The sequence below is a fragment of the Halorussus salinisoli genome (genome assembly GCA_005239435.1).
GTDB lineage: Archaea > Halobacteriota > Halobacteria > Halobacteriales > Haladaptataceae > Halorussus > Halorussus salinisoli.
In genome coordinates this window covers 179,589-197,347 of the sequence record SZNP01000006.1, presented here as the reverse complement: position 1 = coordinate 197,347, position 17,759 = coordinate 179,589, and the positions used below count along the sequence as shown (strand labels likewise).

Here is a 17,759-nt window from a genome sequence, read left to right as displayed (position 1 = left end):
CGATTCGTTCGAGTGACTGCCCACCAAAACGGGCGGGAGAGAGCATCTGGTGGCCACTGAACCCAGGAAATGGATTCGGACTTACCTGTACGAAACCCGGTTTCGGAACGGTCAGTGACTGATAGGCGGATAAATATATACTATTTCAAACACGTAGCTACCGATTCGGCGGCGGTGTATCTCACCGACGATTGACAGGGTGGTGGAATGCGGATATTTCGACTTTGAAGCCTTCTGAACGGTGTTTTCGGTTTATTTACATCCGGGTCTATCGTCCTGTGTGGCCTCACTGAGGGGCCATCGGAGGAACGAAACTATGGATGGAGCAGACGAAAACCACGAAAGTATCGACGACGAGTCCCGGCGCTCGTTCATGAAGAAAGGTGCGCTCGCGTCGAGTGCAGTCGCGCTCGGCCTCGGAGCGAGCGACACCGCCGCGGCGACCGAGGCGGCCCAACAGGTTCCCGGCCAGGCGCTCGTGTTCGGCTACGAGTACAACCCGGAACTCTCGTTCGAGGTCATCAACCGAGTGCAGCAGGGGACTGTCGATAGCATCCTCGGGCGGCAGGTGGGCGAAGACGGACGCGCAATCGTCAACGACACCGCCGACTACAACGGCTACGTCATTCGGTACCAATCCGACCAAGATGCGGGTGAGTACGGCTTCGCTTTCATCCGAGAGGGGTCGCTCGGAATCGGCGAAACCCTTCGGTTCGGCACCGACGCCACCTTCTTCAACAGCCAAGTCAACCTGCTCACTGCAGGGCTGACGAGCGGCGATGGAAACTAAGTCATGAGCGAGGACACGAGCGACGGAGCCAAGAAGTTGCTCGCCGCGAGTGGCCTCGGGTTGGGAATCGCTGGCAGTGGACTCGCCGGAGACGCCGACGAGCGTAGCGCCGAACGGGCACTCCAACAGGTACCCGGATCGGTGTTGGTGTTCGGTTACGAGTACAACCCGGGACTCTCGTTCGAGGTCGTCAATCGGTTGCAACAGGGAACCGTCGATAGCGTCCTCGGTCGGGAGGTGGGCGAAACCGGACCGGTGGTGAACGACACCGCCGATTACAACGGCTACGTCATCCGGTACCAACCCGGTCAAGACGCGGGCGAGTACGCCCACGTCTTCGTTCGGAATGGCTCGCTCGGTGTCGGAGACCGGTTCAGTTTCGGCACCGACACGACCTTCTTCGACGCGGAGGTAAACCTCATCACCGCAGGTCTCGCGAGCGGTAGCGGTGCCGACGAAGACGGGGAGACGACGACCGAAACGACGACAGAAACAGACACGACGACTACACAAGAGGTGGTCGTGAACGGCACGACGACCGAGGACGGCGGCGGGTAGCGACTCGATTCGCCGGGCGTGCCCGCTGGCCTTAGAGCGCGTCGGCAAGCACGGATGCGACCGAGACCTCACTCACCGGCCGCTCGATGGTGTCGGTCCCGTAGATTCCCTCGACGCCGGCCTGCGAGAGCTTCGTGACGGCGTTCGCGGCGAGCATCGGGTGGACGCAGGTCACGAACACCCGCGAGGCACCCTTCTCGTTCAGAATCTCGACCGCCCCCGACATGGTCGAACCGGTGGCGATGATGTCGTCGGTCACGACCATGTCGCGGCCCGCCACGTCGGTGTCGCTCGGCGTGAGTTCGACCTCGGTGCCCGAGAGGCGCTGTTTCTCGAAGTAGTCGGTGTCGCCCGCGCCGTAGGCGTCCCGGACCGTGGCGGCGATGTCCAGCGCGCCCTCGTCGGGCGAGAGGAAGACGGGACTGTCGAGGTCGGCGGGGAGCGGGTCGGCGAGTCGTCCCGCGGCGTCGATGGGTTCGGCGGGCACCTCGAAGAAGTCGCAGACGGCGTTCTCGTGGGGGTTGACGGTCAACACGCGGTCGGTGCCGGACGAGATGGCCCGCGCGACCGCGCGGGCCGAAATCGGATGGCCCTCCTCGAACGCCTCGTCCTGACGGGCGTAGCCCATGTACGGCAGGACGGTCACGACCTCCTCGGCACCCCACTCGCGGGCGGCGTCCTGTAACTGGAGCAGTTCGACGTGGGCGTCCGACGAGACGGTGGAAGCGACCACGACGGCCCGGTCGACGTCGGTTTCGGCGACGCCCGGTGCGGCCGCCAGCAGTTCGCCGTCCGGGAATCGCTCGTACTCGACGCTGGCGAGGGGTTCGTCCAGTGCGGCCGCGAGCTCGGCCCCGAGGGCCTGCGAAGCTGACCCGCTGATAATCATGTGCGAGGGGTGTACGTCGGCGGGTAAATCGGTTTTCAATTGGGGTCCGACTCTTCGCAGCGTCCTGCCGTCGTCGCCCGCCTCGAACGCGTCGGTCTCCGACCGGCAGTGACAATTCTAGACAATTCTCGAAGCAACGGAATACGTTCTTTAGACCACACGTACGTTTCCCGCTCGACCTACGGCGCGGCGACGGCCCGCACGCCACGAAGCCCGAGGATCTGGTGGTTCCACCCGTCGCCGACCGACAGCAGAAACGTCCCGGCCTCGGTGACCGCGTACGCGCCACCGCTCCCGCCGTGGTCCAGCGCGACCACCCACTCCTCGACGGGCAACGCTACTTCGTTCCAACCCCCGCTCTCGTGTGCGAACAGGCCGTCTTCGCTCGCGGCGTGCGCCCGTCCGAGGGCTCCGGGTTCGGCGTCCCCAACGGAACTTCCGTCTGCAGGCGCGACGCCGACAGCGCGGAACTCGCCGTCGAGTTCGTCCAGCCATCCGTTGCCGAGTCGGTAGAGACCGTCGCCGGTCGCGGCCAGCGGAACTCCGCCGGCGGACACGTCGCGGGCGTCTTCGAGGCCGACGTGCCGGAAGTCGTCGTTCGTGGCTCGGTAGACGCCCGACTCCGCGGCGAGGAAGTCGCCGTCGACGGCCCGCACGTCGGCCAGTTCGCCGAGTTCGGTCCAGTCGTCGCTCTCGCCGCGGAGGACCGTCCCGTCTTCGCGCGCCACGAGGAGTCCCCCCTCCTCGGTGAAGCCGACTGCCACGGCCGGGCCGACGCCGAGACCGTGAAAGTCCGGTTCCGAGTCGCTCTCGTCTCCGTCTCCGAAGACGCCGACCAGCACGTCCTCGTCGGTTGCGACCGCGAGGCGACCGCTCGCTCCCGTGGCGTCGCGGGCCGAACACTGGCGGACCAGTCCGAACTCGCCCACGAGGTCGTCGGAGGTGTTCACGCGAGCCACGCCGAACTCGCCGACGACGTACACCGGTGTCGGCCCCTCGCTGGCGTCGTAGACCCGCTTTTCGTCGATGCTGATGCCCATGTCTGAAGGAGGGAGGTAGAGGCGTGAAAACGTTCGGGTTACGCCTCGTCCGGTGGAGTCGTTCGTCGGGTTCGGGTCGAATCGGGAGGTCGGAGGCGAGACGCTAGCTACCGCGGACGCCGCGGTGTCACCGACGCGCCGGAGACGACTCGATGGCCAGACCCCCCGCCGACTCGTCAACCGCCTAACGTAGTGACTCCCTCCCTCGGTGAGTCGCGCTCCGGAATAACTTTTGCCCGCGGGTACTCACCCACGGATATGAAAGTGTTCGGGTCGAGTGGAACTCGCGGGGTCGCCAACGAGGAGTTGACCCCCGAGTTCGCGCTCAAGGTTGCCGAGGCCGCGGGGACGGTGTGGCGGGCCGACCGAGTGGCGGTCGCTCGGGACACCCGCGCAACCGGGAAGATGCTCGCCGACGCCGCCGCCAGCGGACTGGCCAGCGTCGGCGCTGACGTGGACCGACTGGGAATCATCCCCACGCCGGGCGCGCAGGCGTACGCCGAGCGCGAGGCGACCCCGGTCGTGATGATTACCGCCTCGCACAACCCGCCGGAGTACAACGGCGTCAAGCTGATCGGCGACGACGGCGTGGAACTCGCGGTCGAACAACTGGAGCGAATCGAACAGAAGTTCCTCGCCGAGACGTTCGACTCGGCTCGCTGGAGCGAGACCGGCGAGAGTCGGTACGTCGAGGGCGCGCGCCGAGAGTACGTCGAGGACCTGCTCGCGGCGGTGGACCGCGAGAAGATCGCCGACGCCGACCTCACGGTCGCGCTGGACCCCGGTCACGGTGCCGGGGCGCTCACCAGTCCGGAGTTCTTCCGGAAACTCGGCTGTCGCGTCGTCACCGCCAACAGCCAACCCGACGGCCACTTCCCCGGCCGCGACCCCGAACCCGTCCCCGAGAACCTCGGCGACCTCGGCCGACTCGTCGAGGCCTGTGACGCCGACGTCGGCATCGCCCACGACGGCGACGCCGACCGCGCCATCTTCTACGACGAGAACGGCGAGTACGTCGAGGGCGACGCCACGCTCGCGGCGCTCGCGGCCGCGGAACTCGACCCCGGCGACTCGGTCGTCTCGGCGGTCAACGTCTCCCAGCGCCTCGTGGACGTGGCCGACGAGCAGGAGGCGTACCTCGAACTCACGCCGATCGGTTCGACCAACATCATCACCCGCATCCGGGAACTCCAGCGCAAAGACAAGTCGGTCCCGGTCGCTGGCGAGGGCAACGGCGGCATCTTCTTCCCCGACTACCGCCTCACGCGCGACGGGGCCTACACCGCCGCGCAGTTCCTCGAACTGCTGGCCGACCGCCCGGCCAGCGAACTGGTCGCGCCCTACGACGGCTACCACAACGTCCGCATCAATATCGAGTACGCCGACGACGCCGAGCGCGAGGCCCTGCTGACCGCGGCCGAGCGCGAGGCCCAGAACTCGGAAGCCGATACGACGACGCTCGACGGCTACCGCATCGACTACGGCGACGCGTGGGTGTTGGCTCGGCCCAGCGGCACCGAACCGATGGTCCGCATCTACGCGGAGGCCCGCGACGAGGCCCGCGCCGAGGAGTTGGCGACCGAGATGGAAGGCCAACTGCTGGCGGCGAAGGCAGAAGTCTGAGACGGCGGGTCGAGGCCGGAGTCCGAGTCCGAAGTCCGTCCGAAGTCTGACCGAAGTCTGAATCCGAAGTCCGAATCCGAAGTCCGAGGTCGTCTATCGGTCGGGATACTCCTCGCGCGCTTCTTCCAGCCGTTCTTTCTGCTCGCGCAGGTCCGTCAACTCGTCTTCGATAGCACCGCTCGTCACCTTCTCGCGCTCGGCCTCCGAGAGTTCCGTCTTCGCTTCCGCGGCGGTCCGGAGGCGCTCGAAACGCTCGGCGTCGCGGACGACCGACTGCACGTCCCGCAGGTCCGCGACCACTTCTTCGGGCGCGAACCGGGCGACGACCGACGTTAACTCCTCGACGCGCCACCGGAGTTCCGCGGCGGGTTTGGGCGGCCACTCCAGTTGCAGCGGGTCGGCGTCGAGTCGTTCGAGGTAGGTCTCGTTGGTCGCCACCGCGCGCTTGAGTGCGCCGGGGTCGTCGACGTAGTGGCCGAGTTTGGAGTTCGAGTAGCGGGCGTACTTCAGCAGGTCGGTAATCGTCTCGGTCCCGGCCTCCCGCGTCTCGACGTACTCGCGGAGGGACTCTGGCGGGTCGTTGAACCCGACCAGCGGGTAGCCGTGGGTCGTGGCCACGAAGTCGAGGACTGCGCGGGTGCTGGCCTCGGACCGGAACTCGGCGAACGCCTCGCTCACGGCGTCGTTGTAGGTCTCGATGGGGTCGCGGATGTCCTCGACGGGCGCGTCGAGGTCTACTTCTCCGAGTTCCACCAGTCGTTCGCGGTCGGCGATTTCCTCTCGGAGGTCCGCGATGGCGTGGCCGACCTCGCGCCGGAGTTCGCGGTAGCGTTCGAGGGCCTCCTGGCGCTCGGCGAGGAGCCCGGCGATTTCGCTCGCGGATTCGAGTCGGTCGCGGGCGGCCGCGAAGTCGTCTTCGCTGAGTCTGCGCTTGTCGAATCGGTCGTTTGCGGCCTCGAAGGCGTCGCGTTCGGGTAGGTCGTCGGGCAGGTCCTCGACCAACGAGGCGAACTGCTCCTGGAACTGGATGAAGTTCTTGAAGTTCTCGCGGCCGGTGCCGGTCGCCTGTCCCTCGTAGCGGTCGAGCAGGTCGGTCGCCCGGTCGTAGGCGTCGGCGACTGCCTCGACCGTCTCCTCGCCGTGGTCCGAGATTTCGGCGTCCACGTCGCGGTAGGCCGCGTCGGCGTCGGCGAGCGAGGCGGGCAGGTCGTCGGCGGTGGCAGGTTCGGTCGTGCTACTCATACACGTCGTCCGGGTCGAAGGCTTTCTCGCCGACGACTTCGCCGTCGAGCGTCCGGTAGAAACACGACTCGTAGCCTGTGTGGCACGCGCCGCCCTCCTGTTCGACGAGGTAGAGCAGGGCGTCGCCGTCGCAGTCGGCCCGGACCTCCCGGACCTGCTGGACGTGCCCGCTGGTCGCGCCCTTCTGCCAGAGTTCGTCTCTGCTCCGGGAGTAGTAGTGGGCCAGTCCGGTCTCGCGGGTCCGTTCGACGGCTTCGGGGGTGACGTACGCCAGCATCAACACCTCCTTGGTGTCGGCGTCCTGTGCAATCGCGGGGATGCGACCGTCTTCGCCGAAGTCGAGTTCGACGGCGCTCGCCTCGGCGTCGGCATCGACCTCGGTGGTAGGGGCGTCGCTCATTGGGACGTAGTTCGGCTTTCCCGGCGATATGTTTTGTGTGTCGGACGTCGGACGACCCGCGCGTGTAGAACTTTTCAATGCACTCGTCTACGCGGATTCGAGGTTACATGTGGCTTCACGCCGTGTTCGTGACTCGTGTCACATCGACGGGTCGGCGTCGGTCTCTTGGTCGTCGCACTGCTCGTGGTCTCGATACCGGTCGGGTCGGTGGTCGCACAGGAGACCGACGAGCGTCGCGGCGACACGAGCGAGGGCGGTATCGAGGGACCGATAGAGGCGTTCGTGGCGGCGCAGGGGTTGGCGGGTGCGATACTCGTCCTCGTCGCCGGCGGACTCCTGCTGACGGCCTGCGTCGAGAAACTCATCAGCTATCTCACGCGGGCGGCGCTCGGACTGCGACTCTCGCTGTTCGCGCTCGCCATCGTCTTCACGGGCTTCGAGTTCGACGACACCGTCCTCGCGCTCGTCCTCTCGGCCGGCGACCTCGAAGGGGCCGCGCTCGGGACCGCGCTCGGAACCGGACTCGCAATCGTCGGCGTCACGCTCGCGCTCGCCGCGGTCGTCCGACCGTTCGCGGTCGATCTGCCGACCGACTACGTCGCGCTGTTCGCGCTCGCGCCGGTGGCGCTGGTGCCGTTCGTCCTCGCTGGAACGCTGACCTTCGTCCACGGTCTCGCGCTCCTCGGCCTGTTCGCCCTGTCGTTCGGTTACGTTCTCGTTCGGGAGTACCAGCGCGACACGCCCGTCTTCCGCAACTCCGAACTCGGCGCGACGATACGCTCGGACGGCGGTGTCAGCGTCCCCGCGTTGGTCTCCAAGATCCCCGAGGACCGCTTCGTCGGCGGTCGCGCCGCGGCGGGGTGGATCTGGGTCGCGCTCGCGGTCCTCGCGCTGGCCGGGCTCGTCTTCGCGTCGACGTTGCTGGAGGCCGGGTCGGAAGTCGTCGTGGACGGACTGGGCATCGAGGGGACCGTCTTCGGCGCGACCGTGTTGACCGCGATTCTCACCTTCGAGGACGTGCTGTTGACGCTCGAACCGGTCCGTCGCGGCGTCCCCGAGATCGGCGTCGGCAACGTCATCGGGAGCGTACTCTTCTCGCTGACGGGAAACGTCGGGGTCATCATGCTCCTTGGTGACCTCGAAATATCCCGGTCGGTGCTGACGTTCCACCTCCCGGTGGTCGTCGTCGTGACCGCCCTCGCCGCGTACTTCTTCCACGAGGGCCGCCTGAAGCGGTGGCACGGCTTCCTGCTCGGCGGGTGCTACGTCGCCTACTGGGTGGTCTCGCTGGTCGTCTTCGGCGGGGTCCCGCTCGGTGGCTGAACTGGAGGGTAGAAAGGATATTATATGTTAGATTGGTTCTTGTATTGCCTTTAGTCTCCTATTCTGGTGTTTGAGGTGTATAACTATTGCTTGAGCCAATCCGACCGCACGGCACCGTCACCGCACAGCACCGCCATCGCACGGTGCCGTCGGACCGCAGGTCCGTCGAGTCGTGGTTCACTCCGTTCGCCGCGCCACCGGGCGGCACCGCGCCCCGTACCTCCCCGCACTGCTCGCGCCGGTCGGCGCGAGCAGTGCGCGTCCCGAGGACTGTGTTCGGTCACGGAACACCGTGGTCTGCGTCAGTCCTCGGAACGCCGTGGTTCGCGAAATGCGATTACGCTCCGTCGCCGATTTCGGCCCGGCCGCTCGTCGCGCTCCGGATGCGGTCGCGCAGGTCCTCCGCTTCGACCTTCGGCACCCGAACCGCGAAGGCGACGCGCTCGGCGTACTCGGCCTCGAACTCCGCGTCCTCGCTCTCCAGAATCCCGCGTACCGTCCCCGAATCGTCGTACTCGACCGTCACCGCGAATCGCTCGTGGGGTCGCTCCTCGACGATTCCGGCGTCCTCGATGGCGTCCTTGACGCCGCTGGAGTAGGCCCGCGCTAACCCGCCGACGCCGAGGTTCGTCCCGCCGTAGTACCGGGTCACGACCGCGACGACGTTCTCGACGCCCTCCTGCTGGAGGACGTTGAGGGCGGGCTTGCCCGCCGACCCGGAGGGTTCGCCGTCGTCGTCGCCGTACTCCCGGAGCATGTCGCCCTCGGTCGCTCGCACCCGGTAGGCCGGCACGTTGTGAGTCGCGTCGTCGTACTCCGCCCGAATCTCGGCCACGAACGCCTCGGCCGCCTCGCGGTCGGCCGCGGGCGCGGCGTGGCCGACGAACTCCGAACCGCGAACCTCGAAACTGGCCCGGCCCCGACCGGCGAGCGTTCGGAAGGTGTCCTCACCCATTCGTCTCGTTTCCGGATTCGTCTTCGTCCGCCTTCCCTCCGTCGGTCGTCACGTCGTCGGAACTTCCGGCCTCGTCGGACGTGCCGGTCTCGTCGGAATCTACGCTCTCGTCCGGGGTCGCGCTCTCGGGCGTCGTCCCGAGTGCTTCGGCCGCGCCGACTTTCCGGGTGACCGGTTCGCCGTGAATCAGTTCGGGCACCACGATGCGCGCGAGTTGGACGCCGACGACCACCAACAGCGGACCGAGGAACAGCCCGTACCAGCCGAACAGCATGGTACCGCCGATGTAGGCGAACACCATGAGTCCGCCGTGGACGTTTCGACCCGCGATAATCGGCCGGAGTATCGCCACCGGAAGCAGGTCGAGGGCGAGAAAGCAGACGACGAAAAACAGGCCCACGAACCAGAGACCGCCGGGTTCCGGACCGTTCGTGGCCTGATACCCGAGCAGGAGTCCGACCGGCACGTAGACGATTTTCCCGACCACGAGCGGAACGAGGGTCGCGAGCCCGGTCAACAGCGCGAGCAGGGCCGGGGCCGGAACCGCGAGGTTCGGCGGTGCGACGTGGTTCAAGCCGTTGTAGACGACGAGTCCCAACACCGTGACCGCGAAGACGGTCAGGACGTTTCCGACGTAGACCGAGTGGAGGTCGCGGTCGACCGCCAGCGCGTAGGTGTACGCGGCCGACCCCTCGGAACCGAACTGATTCCGATACCACTCCGCGAGTCGGCCGTCCTCCCGCAGGAGAACGAACGCCAGCAGTAGCGACAGGAAGAAGTGCGCAAGCGCGGTCGCCGCTGTCGAGAGACCCGACAGGACCGCCGAGAGCATCTCTTGGCGGTTCGTCTCCGCTGGGCCGGGACTGAGGGCCTTCTGGAGGTCTTCGACCAGCGCCGTCGGTTGCTCGGGCGACCACGGGACGAACCGCGCGAACGACGAGGGGTCGCTCCCCGTCAGTTGGCTCAGTTCCTGCACCCCGACGATGGCGGTGTACCCGACCAGCAGGACTACGGGAACCGTCACCAGAACCATGGTCAGGTCGGCGGCGGTGTCCGAGGAGAGTCGCTGGCGCAGTCGCTGGTCGAGCGGTCGCATCCCGTAGTAGAGGAAGACGCCGAACACGACGGTTCCGACGAACGACCAGAGGACGAACACGAGCAGTCCGAGCATCGCGGCGGTGAACACCCACCACGCGAGACGCTCTCGGTCCTCCGGAAGAATCGCCATGTGCTACCGTTGTCATCCGAGCGGTAAAGTAGCGCGGGCCGAGTGAGAGGTACGCAGGCCGGGCGAGGGGTACGCAAGCCGGGCGACGTTTCCGACGACCCGCTTGCGGGTCACTCGGCGGGGACGACTCGGTGGAGTCCGCCGCCGTCGCTTCCGCTCGCGAGAACGTAGACTTCGCCGTCGGCGTCGCGGCCGAACGAGTAGACTCGACTGACCTCCTCGGCGTCGTCCCCGGCCACCTCCACCACGTTGGTCTGCCAGAGTTCGGAGTCGCTGTCGCCCTCGTCGCCACCGTCTCCGCCACTCTCGGGCGGTGTCGCGGCGAACAGTCGCCCCTTGGCCGCCAGGTCGGCGAAGAGGTACGCGCCGGTCAGGTCCGGCAGTGCCGACCCGCGGTAGACCTTCCCGCCGATGACCGAGACCCCGGTGACGCCCTCGCCCGAGTGGGGGTACTCGACGACGGGGTCCAGAAGGGGTTCGCCGCCGCGAACGTCGTCGGGCGTGCGGTCCGGGCAGTCGTCGGCCCCGAAGCAGTGGGTACCCTCTTTCACGTTCCAGCCGTAGTTGCCGCCCTTCTCGACCAGGTTCACTTCCTCGTAACTGCTCTGTCCCACGTCGGCAACGAAGAAACGTCCTCGGTCGAACGCCAACCGCCACGGGTTCCGGAAGCCCCACGCGTAGTGTTCGTCCAGTCCGTCTCGGCCGACCAGCGGGTTGTCGTCGGGGATGGCGTAGTTCCTGTCACCCGACGGTTGGTCGGTCGTTTCACCGCTTCCGGTTCGAGTCGTCGAAGACGGCTCGCCGTCCACGTCGATTCGGAGGACGCTCCCGAGCAGATTCTCGGTCACGTCCTGTCCGTTGCCACCGTCCACGGCGTCGTACCAGTCGTCTACGTGTCCGGTTCCCTGGTCGCCGCCGGCCCCACCGTCGCCGACGCCCACGTAGAGATACCCCTCGGGTCCGAAGACGACGGACCCGGCGTTGTGGTTGCCCTGTGGCTCCGGGATTTCGAGAATCGCTCGTTCGGAGTCCGGCTTGGCCCGCCTGCCGTCGTCGCTGGCCTCGAACTCCGCGAGGACGAACGTGTGGTTGTACTCCTCTGGCGTGCCCGACCGCGGCGGGGAACTGTAGCGCACGAACACCCGGCGGTTCTCGGCGAAGTTCGGATGGAGCGCGATACCGAGCAGTCCGGTCTCTCGTCCGACCACGATGGAGTCTCGCAGGTCGAGAAACGGTCGGTCGCGGAGACCGTCCGACTCGTGGACGAAGACCCGGCCCTGCTGGTCGGCGACGTACCGGCGGTCGGCGTCGGGCGCGAACGCCACGTCCAGGGGCACCTCGAACCCAGTGGCGAGCGTTTCGAGTCCGACCGCATCGGGGAGAGCTTCGCCCGCGTCGGTCGTCGTTTCGGTCCCGGACGAGTCGGTCGTCGCGGCCGTCGCCGAGGTCGTCGTCGCTTGCCCGCCGTCCACCGGCCCGTCGTCCGACTGCGAACAGCCTGCGAGTCCCGTCACCGCGCTGGCGGCCGTGACCGCGAGGAATCGCCGTCGGGTGGAAGTGGGTCGCATAGCAGTCGTCTCGGGACCGAGACGGAAATAACTGGCTCGGGGTCGGCGGGCCGAGGCGTCGGCCCCGAACCGACCGCTTCTTTCGGCGACGAAGCCATGCCGGTCGAACTCGAAGCGACCGCCGTGTCGCTCGGCGAGTAGCTACTTCAGTTCGATCTTCCGGACGAAGTCGAGGTTCTTCAGATCGTTGAGCACGTCTCCGGGGATGTCGGCGTCGGTGACCAGGTAGAGTCGGGGTTCGTCGGTGAACTCCGGGTCCTCGCTGACTGTCTGGCGGATAGATATGTCGTTGTCGGCGAGCAGGGTGGTGACGGTGGCGACGATGCCCGGTTCGTCGGCGTCGGTCACGTCGATGGTGAGGACGTTCAGGTCGAGGACGGGCGCGAGGTCCATCAGACTCGGAATCGAAGAGATGTTCTGGAAGATGCGCCGGAGGTCCTCGTCGGCGAGGATGGCGTCGGTGGTGGAGTCCACCACCCGACGGTCGACCCCGATTTCGCGGGCGATTTGGGTGTTCGGGATTTCGATGCTCCCCGAGACGACCCGGCCCTCGTCGTTGACGGAGAAGCCCCGTTCGAGGAGGAGGCGGATGACTGCTTGTTGGGAGGGACTCCCCTCGAACTTCTGCATTATCTCGTCGAACATTTTGCGGATACTGGGTCGTCCGGGGGCTTAGTCGTTGTCTCTTCAGTTACGCCCCCGAGGGCCGCTCCCGAGACACCGACGGTCGCGGTGGCGCTCGCGGCCGCCAGCGTCGTGAGGTACGTTCGTCGGTCCACTGTTTTACTCGTCCAATCGAGGCCTGAAAGCTGATTCGACCGTCGTCACTCGAACGGCCAGAGCGGGGTCAGCGGAAGCACGCCGTCGATTTCCCGGTCGGAGAGGTCAGCACCGTCGGCAGTCTCTCCGTACTGGATGACCGGCGTCCCCTCACCGTGTTGTGCGACGTCGGAACAATCGGGGAACGCGTCGGGGTCGACCCGAGGCACCCAGCCGATCCACTCCTCGACGGTGTCCTGAATCACGTCCTCGTACGCGTTGTCGAAGGACGTGTGTCTTGCAGGCAACCTCCGGTGCGTAGTCCAACCTTCGCGGCGACTTTAGCGGGTGGGGTTCGGTCGAAGTGTTCACTACGCCTCGCTCCGTGCGAGTCGCATGGAACGACAGGTCGCGTGGGAGTCGGCGGACGGCGTCGGGACGGAGCAGTTGACGGTCTCGTTCGAAGACGGCGTCGCCGCAGACGCCGTAACGGTCGGCGTCAGGGACGACCCGTTTTCGGTGGCGTATCACGTCCGCTGTGACGAGTTCGACCGCGTCCGCTCGGTTCGCGCCGAACGACTCGACGGAACCGACGAAATCGAACTCGAACACGACGGCGAGGGAAACTGGACCGACGGCTCCGACGAACCGGTCTCCGCTCTCACCGACTGTTTAGACGTGGACGTCTCGGTGACGCCGTTCACAAACACCATTCCGATTCGCCGCCTCGAATTCGAAGTCGGCGAGTCGCACGCGCTGAAGGTCGCGTACCTCGACGCGCTCCGGATGACCGTTCGGTCCGTCGACCAACGGTACACCTGCCTGCGGTCGCTCGACGACGACGGCGGCAGGTTCCGGTACGAGAACGTCGAAAGTGGCTTCACCGCCGAACTTCCCGTGGATTCCGACGGCGTCGTCCTCGATTATCCGGGGATATTCCGTCGAGCGTTTCCGTAGCTACAGCTGCCCCTTCGTACTTGCCACGTCGCTCCGGCGCTCGTCGATTCTGGTCGCGTCGTCCAGCGTCCGCGCCAGCGACTTGAACATCGCTTCGATTTCGTGGTGGGCGTTCTCCCCCGAAACCTCGACGTGGAGCGTCAACCCGGCGTTCATCGCCAGGGAGCGCGCGAAGTGCTTCGCCATGTGGCTGGTCATGTCGCCGACACTCGATTGCGAGAACTCCCCGTCGAACTCGAAGAGCGGTCGCCCGCTCACGTCCACGACGACTCCCGCCACCGCCTCGTCCAGCGGGACCTTTCGGTCGGCGAATCGCTCGATGCCGCGCTTGTCGTCCAGCGCGTCCTCGAAGGCTTCGCCGAGGGTGATGGCCACGTCCTCGACCGTGTGGTGGTCGTCGATTTCGAGGTCGCCGTCGCACCGGACCGTCAGGTCGAAGAGGCCGTGCTTGGCGAAGCTTTCGAGCATGTGGTCGAAGAAGCCCACGCCCGTCTCGACAGTGGCGTCGCCGTCGCCGTCCACGTCGAGCGTCACCTCGATGTCGGTCTCCGCGGTCTCGCGGGTCACCGCGGCGGTTCGGTCGCTCATACCCGACAGTTAGCCCGGAGGCACAAGGTCGTTGCCCTCGCGGAGTCCCAGATGACGGACGTCTGACAAAGATATTTGTACTCTCTCGCGCTACGACCAGACGGGAACAATGCGAAAAATCGACGTACTGACCCTGCTCAGTCTACTCCTGGGAGGACTGCTCTCGTTCGGTGACGGGGCGGTCGTGGGTGTACCGCTGTTCGCCGCCAGCGCGTATCTGTTGGCGAAACCGAGAGCGCGACCGGCCCGAGAGCGACTGGCGGCCGCGATGACCGCCCTCGCGGCCTAAACTGACTTCGCTTCTTCGAGCGTGAACTCGCCTTCGTAGAGTGCAGTGCCGACGACCACGGCCGCGGCCCCCGCGTCCCGGAGCGCGCGCACGTCCGCGAGCGTGGCGACGCCACCGGAGGCCACGACCGGGATATCGACCGCTTCGACCACCTCGCGCACGCGGTCGGTCTGAACGCCGGCGAGTTGGCCCTCCACGTCCACGTCGGTGAACAGAATCGCGCCAGCGCCCAACTCCTCGTAGCGCGCCGCGGCCTCCGCGGGGTCGAGTCCCGTGCCCTCGGTCCACCCCGAGACGACGACTTCGCCGTCCTTGGCGTCGAGGCTGACCGTCACCGAGTTCGGGTACTCCTCGGAGATTTCGGACACGATGTCGGGGTTCTCGACCGCCGCAGTGCCGAGAATCACGCGGTCCACGCCGCGCGCGAGCAGGTCGGTCGCGTCCGCGGCGGTCCGGATGCCCCCGCCCAACTGCACGTCCACGTTTTCGCCGACCGCCTCGATGATTGCCTCGACCGCCGCGGCGTTCTCGCGCTCGCCCTCGAACGCGCCGTCGAGGTCCACGAGGTGCAGTGTCTCGGCGCCCCGCTCGACCCACTGCTCGGCGGCCTCGACGGGGTCACCGTACGTCTTCTCGGTGCCGCGCTCCCCGGCGACCAACTGGACGACTTCGCCGTCCTGCATGTCCACCGCGGGGACGACCTCGAACTCGGGAAAGAGTGTCATCGGGATTCGATAGGTGGACCGGCGGTTAAAGGGTCACCCTTCGTCCGTCACGCGCTCCTCGCGCTACCTGCGCCTTCCGGACGTTTCAAGCCCCCGGCAGACGAACCGTCGGCCATGACGCTGGTCGCGTTCGACTTCGACGGGACGCTCTCGGACTCGGAGATGACGGTTCTGCTCGGCGAACGGAAGGACGTCGCCGACGAGATGGCCGACATCACCGAACGAGCGATGAACGACGAGATTAGCTACGCCAAGAGCCTCCGGGACCGGGCCGCCCTGCTGGAGGGCCTGCCCGAGACCAGAGCCGAGGAGGCCTTCGACGACGTGTACCTCCGGCCCGACGCCGGGACGGTCATCCGCGAACTCAACGAGGCGGGCGTGACTACCGCCATCCTGACCGGCGGATTCGAGCGCGGGGTCGAAGTCGCGCTGGAACGCGAGGGCGTCTCGGTGGACGCCATCGTCGCCAACCGCCTGCCGGTCGAGGACGGGAAACTCACCGGCGAGGTTGAGGGGCCACTCATCGAGGGCACGAAGGACGACGCGCTCGAACGACTCGCCGGCGAGCGCGAAATCGCCATGAGCGACACCATCGCGGTCGGTGACGGCGCGAACGATCTCCCGATGCTAGAGGTCGCGGGCCTCTCTATCGGGTTCGTCCCCAAGTCCGCGGTCCGGCCCTCCTGTGACATCGTGGTCGCCACGATGGAGCGACTTCGGGACGTGTTCGACGAGGAGGGCCTGCTGGACTGAGCGAACTCGCGAGACGACTGAAACCCGAAACTGCCGGTATCGGCCGCGTGATAGCACCTATCCTGCTATCTTTATCTCCTCAGAGAGCCTATAGAAAGACGGTGAAAGAGAATGGCTCGATACGACCCCTTCGAGGAGATGGACCGAATGTTCGAACAACTTCGCACCCGCGCCTGGACCCCTGAGGGGTCGCTGGGTGCCGGTGACCGGTCGCTCGCGACCGGCCGCGACGCACCCGCCCGCAAGCACGGCGACGCGAGCGGAAACGTCAGCATGGACCTGACCAAGCGCGAGGACGAGTACGTCTTCGTCGCCGACCTGCCGGGGTTCGAGAAGGAAGACATCGACCTCGAACTCGACGGTGACACGCTCGCCATCGCCGCCGAGAACCGGATTCGAGACCAGCACGTGACCGGCGAGGGCGAGGACGCCGCCGTGGCCGAGTTCACGCGCTCGCGCAGGGTCGCCGAGCGAGTGACGATTCCCGAGGCGATCGTCGAGGACGAGATCACGGCGTCTTACCGCAACGGCGTGCTCGAGGTCCACCTCCCCCTCGTGGAGACCGAGGCGGACGCGGACGACGCGAAGAAAATCGACATCCGAGACTGAGATTTCTTTTCGGCTCGTGGATGGTGGGGACCTCGATTGCGCGTTACCGCGTTTGCATTCCGGATTCGGAGGGTCCACGGATTCGGAGGGTCCAGCACTAGCTACTCCCGACGCCTATCAGACCGCACTGCACGGCACTGCTACAGTACGGCACCGCGACCGCACGGCACCGCGACCGCTCCGCAGACCGCGCCCCGTTCCTCCCCGCTTGCGCCCGCGCTCGGCCGCGGCCGCACCGCAGATGCGGCCGAGCGCGGACGCGGCGCATCCCCGTGGTCTGTGAAGATTCGCGGGGCTCGTGGCCAGTGGAGACTCGCGGTCTCGTCGGGTGCGAAGACGCACGTACCGTCTGCGAATGCTCCGTGTGCCGACCCGAGGCACGTACCCTTTTGCCGCTTCCCTCCGACGGTTCTATCATGACTCGAATCGCCGTCGTGGGCGCGGGCGTGGCCGGACTCGGCGCCGCGTACGCGCTCCGCGAGACCGACGCCGAAGTCACCGTCTTCGAGCGCCGCGAGTCGGTCGGCGGCCGTGCGGCCACCCGCCGCCGGAACGAGTGCATCTACGACGTCGGCGCGAACTATCTCAAGGACGACGACGAGCGCGTCAACGACCTGCTCGCGGACGAACTCACGGAAGACCTCGTGGACACCGACGGACCGGTTGGACACCGACGGACCGGTCTGGACCTTCGACGCGGACGGCGAGATTTCGGAGGGCCGCGGCGACGACGCGCGCAAGTGGACCTACCGCGGGGGACTGGCGACCCTCGGCGAGCGACTCCGCGAGGCCAGCGACGCGACCGTCAGAACCGGGACCGAAGTCGAAGGACTCGCCCGCGAGGGCGACCAGTGGCGCGTCGAAACAGAGGCCGGCGCGACGGCCGCCGACGCGCTGGTCCTGACGCCGCCAGCGCCGACGACCGCCTACCTGCTCGACCGGGCCGACTGGGACGACGCGCTCTGCGACGACCTCGTGGACGCCGCGGCCCGCGTCCCCTACCGGACCCTGCTCTCGGTCGCGCTCCACTACCCCGAGCGCACGGACCTGCCATACTACGCCCTCGTGAACCCAGACAAGGACCACGACCTCGGGTGGGTCTCCCGCGAGGAGTGCAAGCCCGGTCACGTCCCCGGCGACGAGAGTCTGCTAATCGTCCAACCGTCGCCCGAGTGGTCCCGCCATCACTACGACGACGCCGACGACGAAATCGCAGTCGCGGCCGCCGACCGGGCCGCCGAACTGCTGGACGACCCGGACCGCTACCAGTTCGACTGGGCCGACGTCGTGCGCTGGCGCGACGCGCTTCCCGACTCGGGGGCCGACCGCGTGACCCTCGACCGCGGGGCCGACGCCGGCCTCTTCTTCGCGGGCGACTGGGTGGTCGGCGAGGGCCGAATTCACGCCGCGCTCCGGAGCGGACTGGAAACCGGCGAACGCGTCGCCGAGACCCGCTGAGCGAC

Annotated in this window: 20 protein-coding genes and 1 pseudogene; 10 read left to right on the top strand and 11 right to left on the bottom strand. The window is 67.0% G+C overall.

The window, feature by feature from the left end:
- Positions 1-316: 316 nt before the first annotated feature.
- Together E2484_RS17830 and E2484_RS17825 are read left to right on the top strand one after the other, a co-directional pair.
- Positions 317-790, top strand: coding sequence for a hypothetical protein (locus E2484_RS17830; protein ID WP_137286538.1), 474 nt, complete (start codon positions 317-319; stop codon positions 788-790).
- A gap of 3 nt (positions 791-793) precedes the next feature.
- Positions 794-1,348 (top strand): hypothetical protein, encoded by a 555-nt coding sequence (locus tag E2484_RS17825; protein WP_137286537.1) that lies wholly within the window; start codon positions 794-796, stop codon positions 1,346-1,348.
- A 31-nt stretch (positions 1,349-1,379) separates the two neighbouring features.
- Here E2484_RS17825 and E2484_RS17820 read toward each other — a convergent pair whose 3' ends face one another.
- Together E2484_RS17820 and E2484_RS17815 are read right to left on the bottom strand one after the other, a co-directional pair.
- Positions 1,380-2,237 carry a ribose-phosphate diphosphokinase gene (locus E2484_RS17820; protein ID WP_137286536.1) on the bottom strand — a complete coding sequence of 286 codons (858 nt, stop codon included), beginning with the start codon at positions 2,235-2,237 and terminating at the stop codon, positions 1,380-1,382.
- A gap of 179 nt (positions 2,238-2,416) precedes the next feature.
- On the bottom strand, positions 2,417-3,277 hold the full coding sequence (locus tag E2484_RS17815; RefSeq protein ID WP_137286535.1) for an HVO_0234 family beta-propeller protein: 861 nt from the start codon (positions 3,275-3,277) through the stop codon (positions 2,417-2,419).
- A 258-nt stretch (positions 3,278-3,535) separates the two neighbouring features.
- Here E2484_RS17815 and glmM point away from each other — a divergent pair, with 258 nt between their 5' ends.
- A complete protein-coding gene (gene glmM, locus E2484_RS17810) occupies positions 3,536-4,900 on the top strand; it encodes a phosphoglucosamine mutase (protein ID WP_137286534.1) in 1,365 nt (454 codons plus the stop codon).
- 93 nt (positions 4,901-4,993) lie between these two features.
- Here glmM and E2484_RS17805 read toward each other — a convergent pair whose 3' ends face one another.
- Positions 4,994-6,142, bottom strand: a complete 1,149-nt coding sequence (locus E2484_RS17805; protein ID WP_137286533.1) for a DUF7118 family protein — start codon at positions 6,140-6,142, stop codon at positions 4,994-4,996.
- Positions 6,135-6,542, bottom strand: a complete 408-nt coding sequence (gene hisI / locus E2484_RS17800) for a phosphoribosyl-AMP cyclohydrolase (RefSeq protein ID WP_137286532.1) — start codon at positions 6,540-6,542, stop codon at positions 6,135-6,137. The genes E2484_RS17805 and hisI overlap by 8 nt, the downstream gene beginning before the upstream one ends.
- Positions 6,543-6,677: 135 nt before the next feature.
- Between hisI and E2484_RS17795 the strand changes: the two genes are divergently transcribed.
- Positions 6,678-7,865: a sodium:calcium antiporter gene (locus E2484_RS17795; RefSeq protein ID WP_137286531.1), complete on the top strand. Its 1,188-nt coding sequence runs from the start codon at positions 6,678-6,680 to the stop codon at positions 7,863-7,865.
- 337 nt (positions 7,866-8,202) lie between these two features.
- On the opposite strand, the gene E2484_RS17790 is transcribed toward E2484_RS17795, so the two are convergent.
- The 5 genes from E2484_RS17790 to E2484_RS17770 all read right to left on the bottom strand — a co-directional run bounded on the left by E2484_RS17790 (position 8,203) and on the right by E2484_RS17770 (position 12,641).
- Positions 8,203-8,820 carry an IMPACT family protein gene (locus tag E2484_RS17790; RefSeq protein ID WP_137286530.1) on the bottom strand — a complete coding sequence of 206 codons (618 nt, stop codon included), beginning with the start codon at positions 8,818-8,820 and terminating at the stop codon, positions 8,203-8,205.
- Entirely contained in the window at positions 8,813-10,048 is a 1,236-nt protein-coding gene (locus E2484_RS17785) for an AI-2E family transporter (protein WP_137286529.1), read from the bottom strand. Before E2484_RS17785 ends, E2484_RS17790 begins: the two co-directional genes overlap by 8 nt.
- 110 nt (positions 10,049-10,158) lie before the next feature.
- Positions 10,159-11,616, bottom strand: a complete 1,458-nt coding sequence (locus E2484_RS17780; protein WP_137286528.1) for a PQQ-dependent sugar dehydrogenase — start codon at positions 11,614-11,616, stop codon at positions 10,159-10,161.
- Positions 11,617-11,757: 141 nt separating this feature from the next.
- Positions 11,758-12,261, bottom strand: a complete 504-nt coding sequence (locus tag E2484_RS17775; RefSeq protein WP_137286527.1) for an amino acid-binding protein — start codon at positions 12,259-12,261, stop codon at positions 11,758-11,760.
- Between the two features lie 179 nt (positions 12,262-12,440).
- Positions 12,441-12,641, bottom strand: coding sequence for a hypothetical protein (locus E2484_RS17770; RefSeq protein ID WP_137286526.1), 201 nt, complete (start codon positions 12,639-12,641; stop codon positions 12,441-12,443).
- Positions 12,642-12,771: 130 nt separating this feature from the next.
- Here E2484_RS17770 and E2484_RS17765 point away from each other — a divergent pair, with 130 nt between their 5' ends.
- Positions 12,772-13,332 (top strand): putative glycolipid-binding domain-containing protein, encoded by a 561-nt coding sequence (locus E2484_RS17765; RefSeq protein ID WP_137286525.1) that lies wholly within the window; start codon positions 12,772-12,774, stop codon positions 13,330-13,332.
- On the opposite strand, the gene hisB is transcribed toward E2484_RS17765, so the two are convergent.
- Positions 13,333-13,920 (bottom strand): imidazoleglycerol-phosphate dehydratase HisB, encoded by a 588-nt coding sequence (gene hisB / locus E2484_RS17760; protein ID WP_137286524.1) that lies wholly within the window; start codon positions 13,918-13,920, stop codon positions 13,333-13,335.
- 109 nt (positions 13,921-14,029) lie between these two features.
- Here hisB and E2484_RS17755 point away from each other — a divergent pair, with 109 nt between their 5' ends.
- Positions 14,030-14,209, top strand: a complete 180-nt coding sequence (locus tag E2484_RS17755) for a hypothetical protein (RefSeq protein ID WP_137286523.1) — start codon at positions 14,030-14,032, stop codon at positions 14,207-14,209.
- Here the strand turns inward: E2484_RS17755 and hisA are convergent.
- Positions 14,206-14,934 carry a 1-(5-phosphoribosyl)-5-[(5-phosphoribosylamino)methylideneamino]imidazole-4-carboxamide isomerase gene (gene hisA, locus E2484_RS17750; RefSeq protein WP_137286522.1) on the bottom strand — a complete coding sequence of 243 codons (729 nt, stop codon included), beginning with the start codon at positions 14,932-14,934 and terminating at the stop codon, positions 14,206-14,208. The two genes, E2484_RS17755 and hisA, sit on opposite strands and share 4 nt — an antisense overlap.
- Before the next feature lie 114 nt (positions 14,935-15,048).
- Here hisA and serB point away from each other — a divergent pair, with 114 nt between their 5' ends.
- The 4 genes and pseudogenes from serB (at position 15,049) to E2484_RS17735 (ending at position 17,754) form a co-directional block, all read left to right on the top strand.
- On the top strand, positions 15,049-15,687 hold the full coding sequence (gene serB, locus E2484_RS17745) for a phosphoserine phosphatase SerB (protein ID WP_137286521.1): 639 nt from the start codon (positions 15,049-15,051) through the stop codon (positions 15,685-15,687).
- A gap of 111 nt (positions 15,688-15,798) precedes the next feature.
- Complete coding sequence (locus E2484_RS17740) at positions 15,799-16,296, top strand: Hsp20/alpha crystallin family protein (protein ID WP_137286520.1); 498 nt, start codon at positions 15,799-15,801, stop codon at positions 16,294-16,296.
- 416 nt (positions 16,297-16,712) lie between these two features.
- A pseudogene (locus tag E2484_RS25740) lies at positions 16,713-16,976 on the top strand (FAD-dependent oxidoreductase); the annotation flags it as partial.
- Positions 16,960-17,754: an NAD(P)/FAD-dependent oxidoreductase gene (locus tag E2484_RS17735; protein WP_321112707.1), complete on the top strand. Its 795-nt coding sequence runs from the start codon at positions 16,960-16,962 to the stop codon at positions 17,752-17,754. The pseudogene E2484_RS25740 and the gene E2484_RS17735, both read left to right, overlap by 17 nt.
- Positions 17,755-17,759 lie beyond the last annotated feature (5 nt).

Bases quoted from the DNA above. Each gene is read 5' to 3' on its own strand.
- E2484_RS17740 (WP_137286520.1), top strand. From the start codon at position 15,799: ATGGCTCGATACGACCCCTTCGAGGAGATGGACCGAATGTTCGAACAA.
- E2484_RS17755 (WP_137286523.1), top strand. From the start codon at position 14,030: ATGCGAAAAATCGACGTACTGACCCTGCTCAGTCTACTCCTGGGAGGA.
- glmM (WP_137286534.1), top strand. From the start codon at position 3,536: ATGAAAGTGTTCGGGTCGAGTGGAACTCGCGGGGTCGCCAACGAGGAG.
- E2484_RS17815 (WP_137286535.1), bottom strand. From the start codon at position 3,277: ATGGGCATCAGCATCGACGAAAAGCGGGTCTACGACGCCAGCGAGGGG.
- hisA (WP_137286522.1), bottom strand. From the start codon at position 14,934: ATGACACTCTTTCCCGAGTTCGAGGTCGTCCCCGCGGTGGACATGCAG.
- E2484_RS17785 (WP_137286529.1), bottom strand. From the start codon at position 10,048: ATGGCGATTCTTCCGGAGGACCGAGAGCGTCTCGCGTGGTGGGTGTTC.
- E2484_RS17805 (WP_137286533.1), bottom strand. From the start codon at position 6,142: ATGAGTAGCACGACCGAACCTGCCACCGCCGACGACCTGCCCGCCTCG.
- E2484_RS17790 (WP_137286530.1), bottom strand. From the start codon at position 8,820: ATGGGTGAGGACACCTTCCGAACGCTCGCCGGTCGGGGCCGGGCCAGT.
- hisB (WP_137286524.1), bottom strand. From the start codon at position 13,920: ATGAGCGACCGAACCGCCGCGGTGACCCGCGAGACCGCGGAGACCGAC.
- E2484_RS17765 (WP_137286525.1), top strand. From the start codon at position 12,772: ATGGAACGACAGGTCGCGTGGGAGTCGGCGGACGGCGTCGGGACGGAG.
- E2484_RS17830 (WP_137286538.1), top strand. From the start codon at position 317: ATGGATGGAGCAGACGAAAACCACGAAAGTATCGACGACGAGTCCCGG.
- E2484_RS17780 (WP_137286528.1), bottom strand. From the start codon at position 11,616: ATGCGACCCACTTCCACCCGACGGCGATTCCTCGCGGTCACGGCCGCC.
- E2484_RS17825 (WP_137286537.1), top strand. From the start codon at position 794: ATGAGCGAGGACACGAGCGACGGAGCCAAGAAGTTGCTCGCCGCGAGT.
- E2484_RS17820 (WP_137286536.1), bottom strand. From the start codon at position 2,237: ATGATTATCAGCGGGTCAGCTTCGCAGGCCCTCGGGGCCGAGCTCGCG.
- E2484_RS17775 (WP_137286527.1), bottom strand. From the start codon at position 12,261: ATGTTCGACGAGATAATGCAGAAGTTCGAGGGGAGTCCCTCCCAACAA.
- hisI (WP_137286532.1), bottom strand. From the start codon at position 6,542: ATGAGCGACGCCCCTACCACCGAGGTCGATGCCGACGCCGAGGCGAGC.
- serB (WP_137286521.1), top strand. From the start codon at position 15,049: ATGACGCTGGTCGCGTTCGACTTCGACGGGACGCTCTCGGACTCGGAG.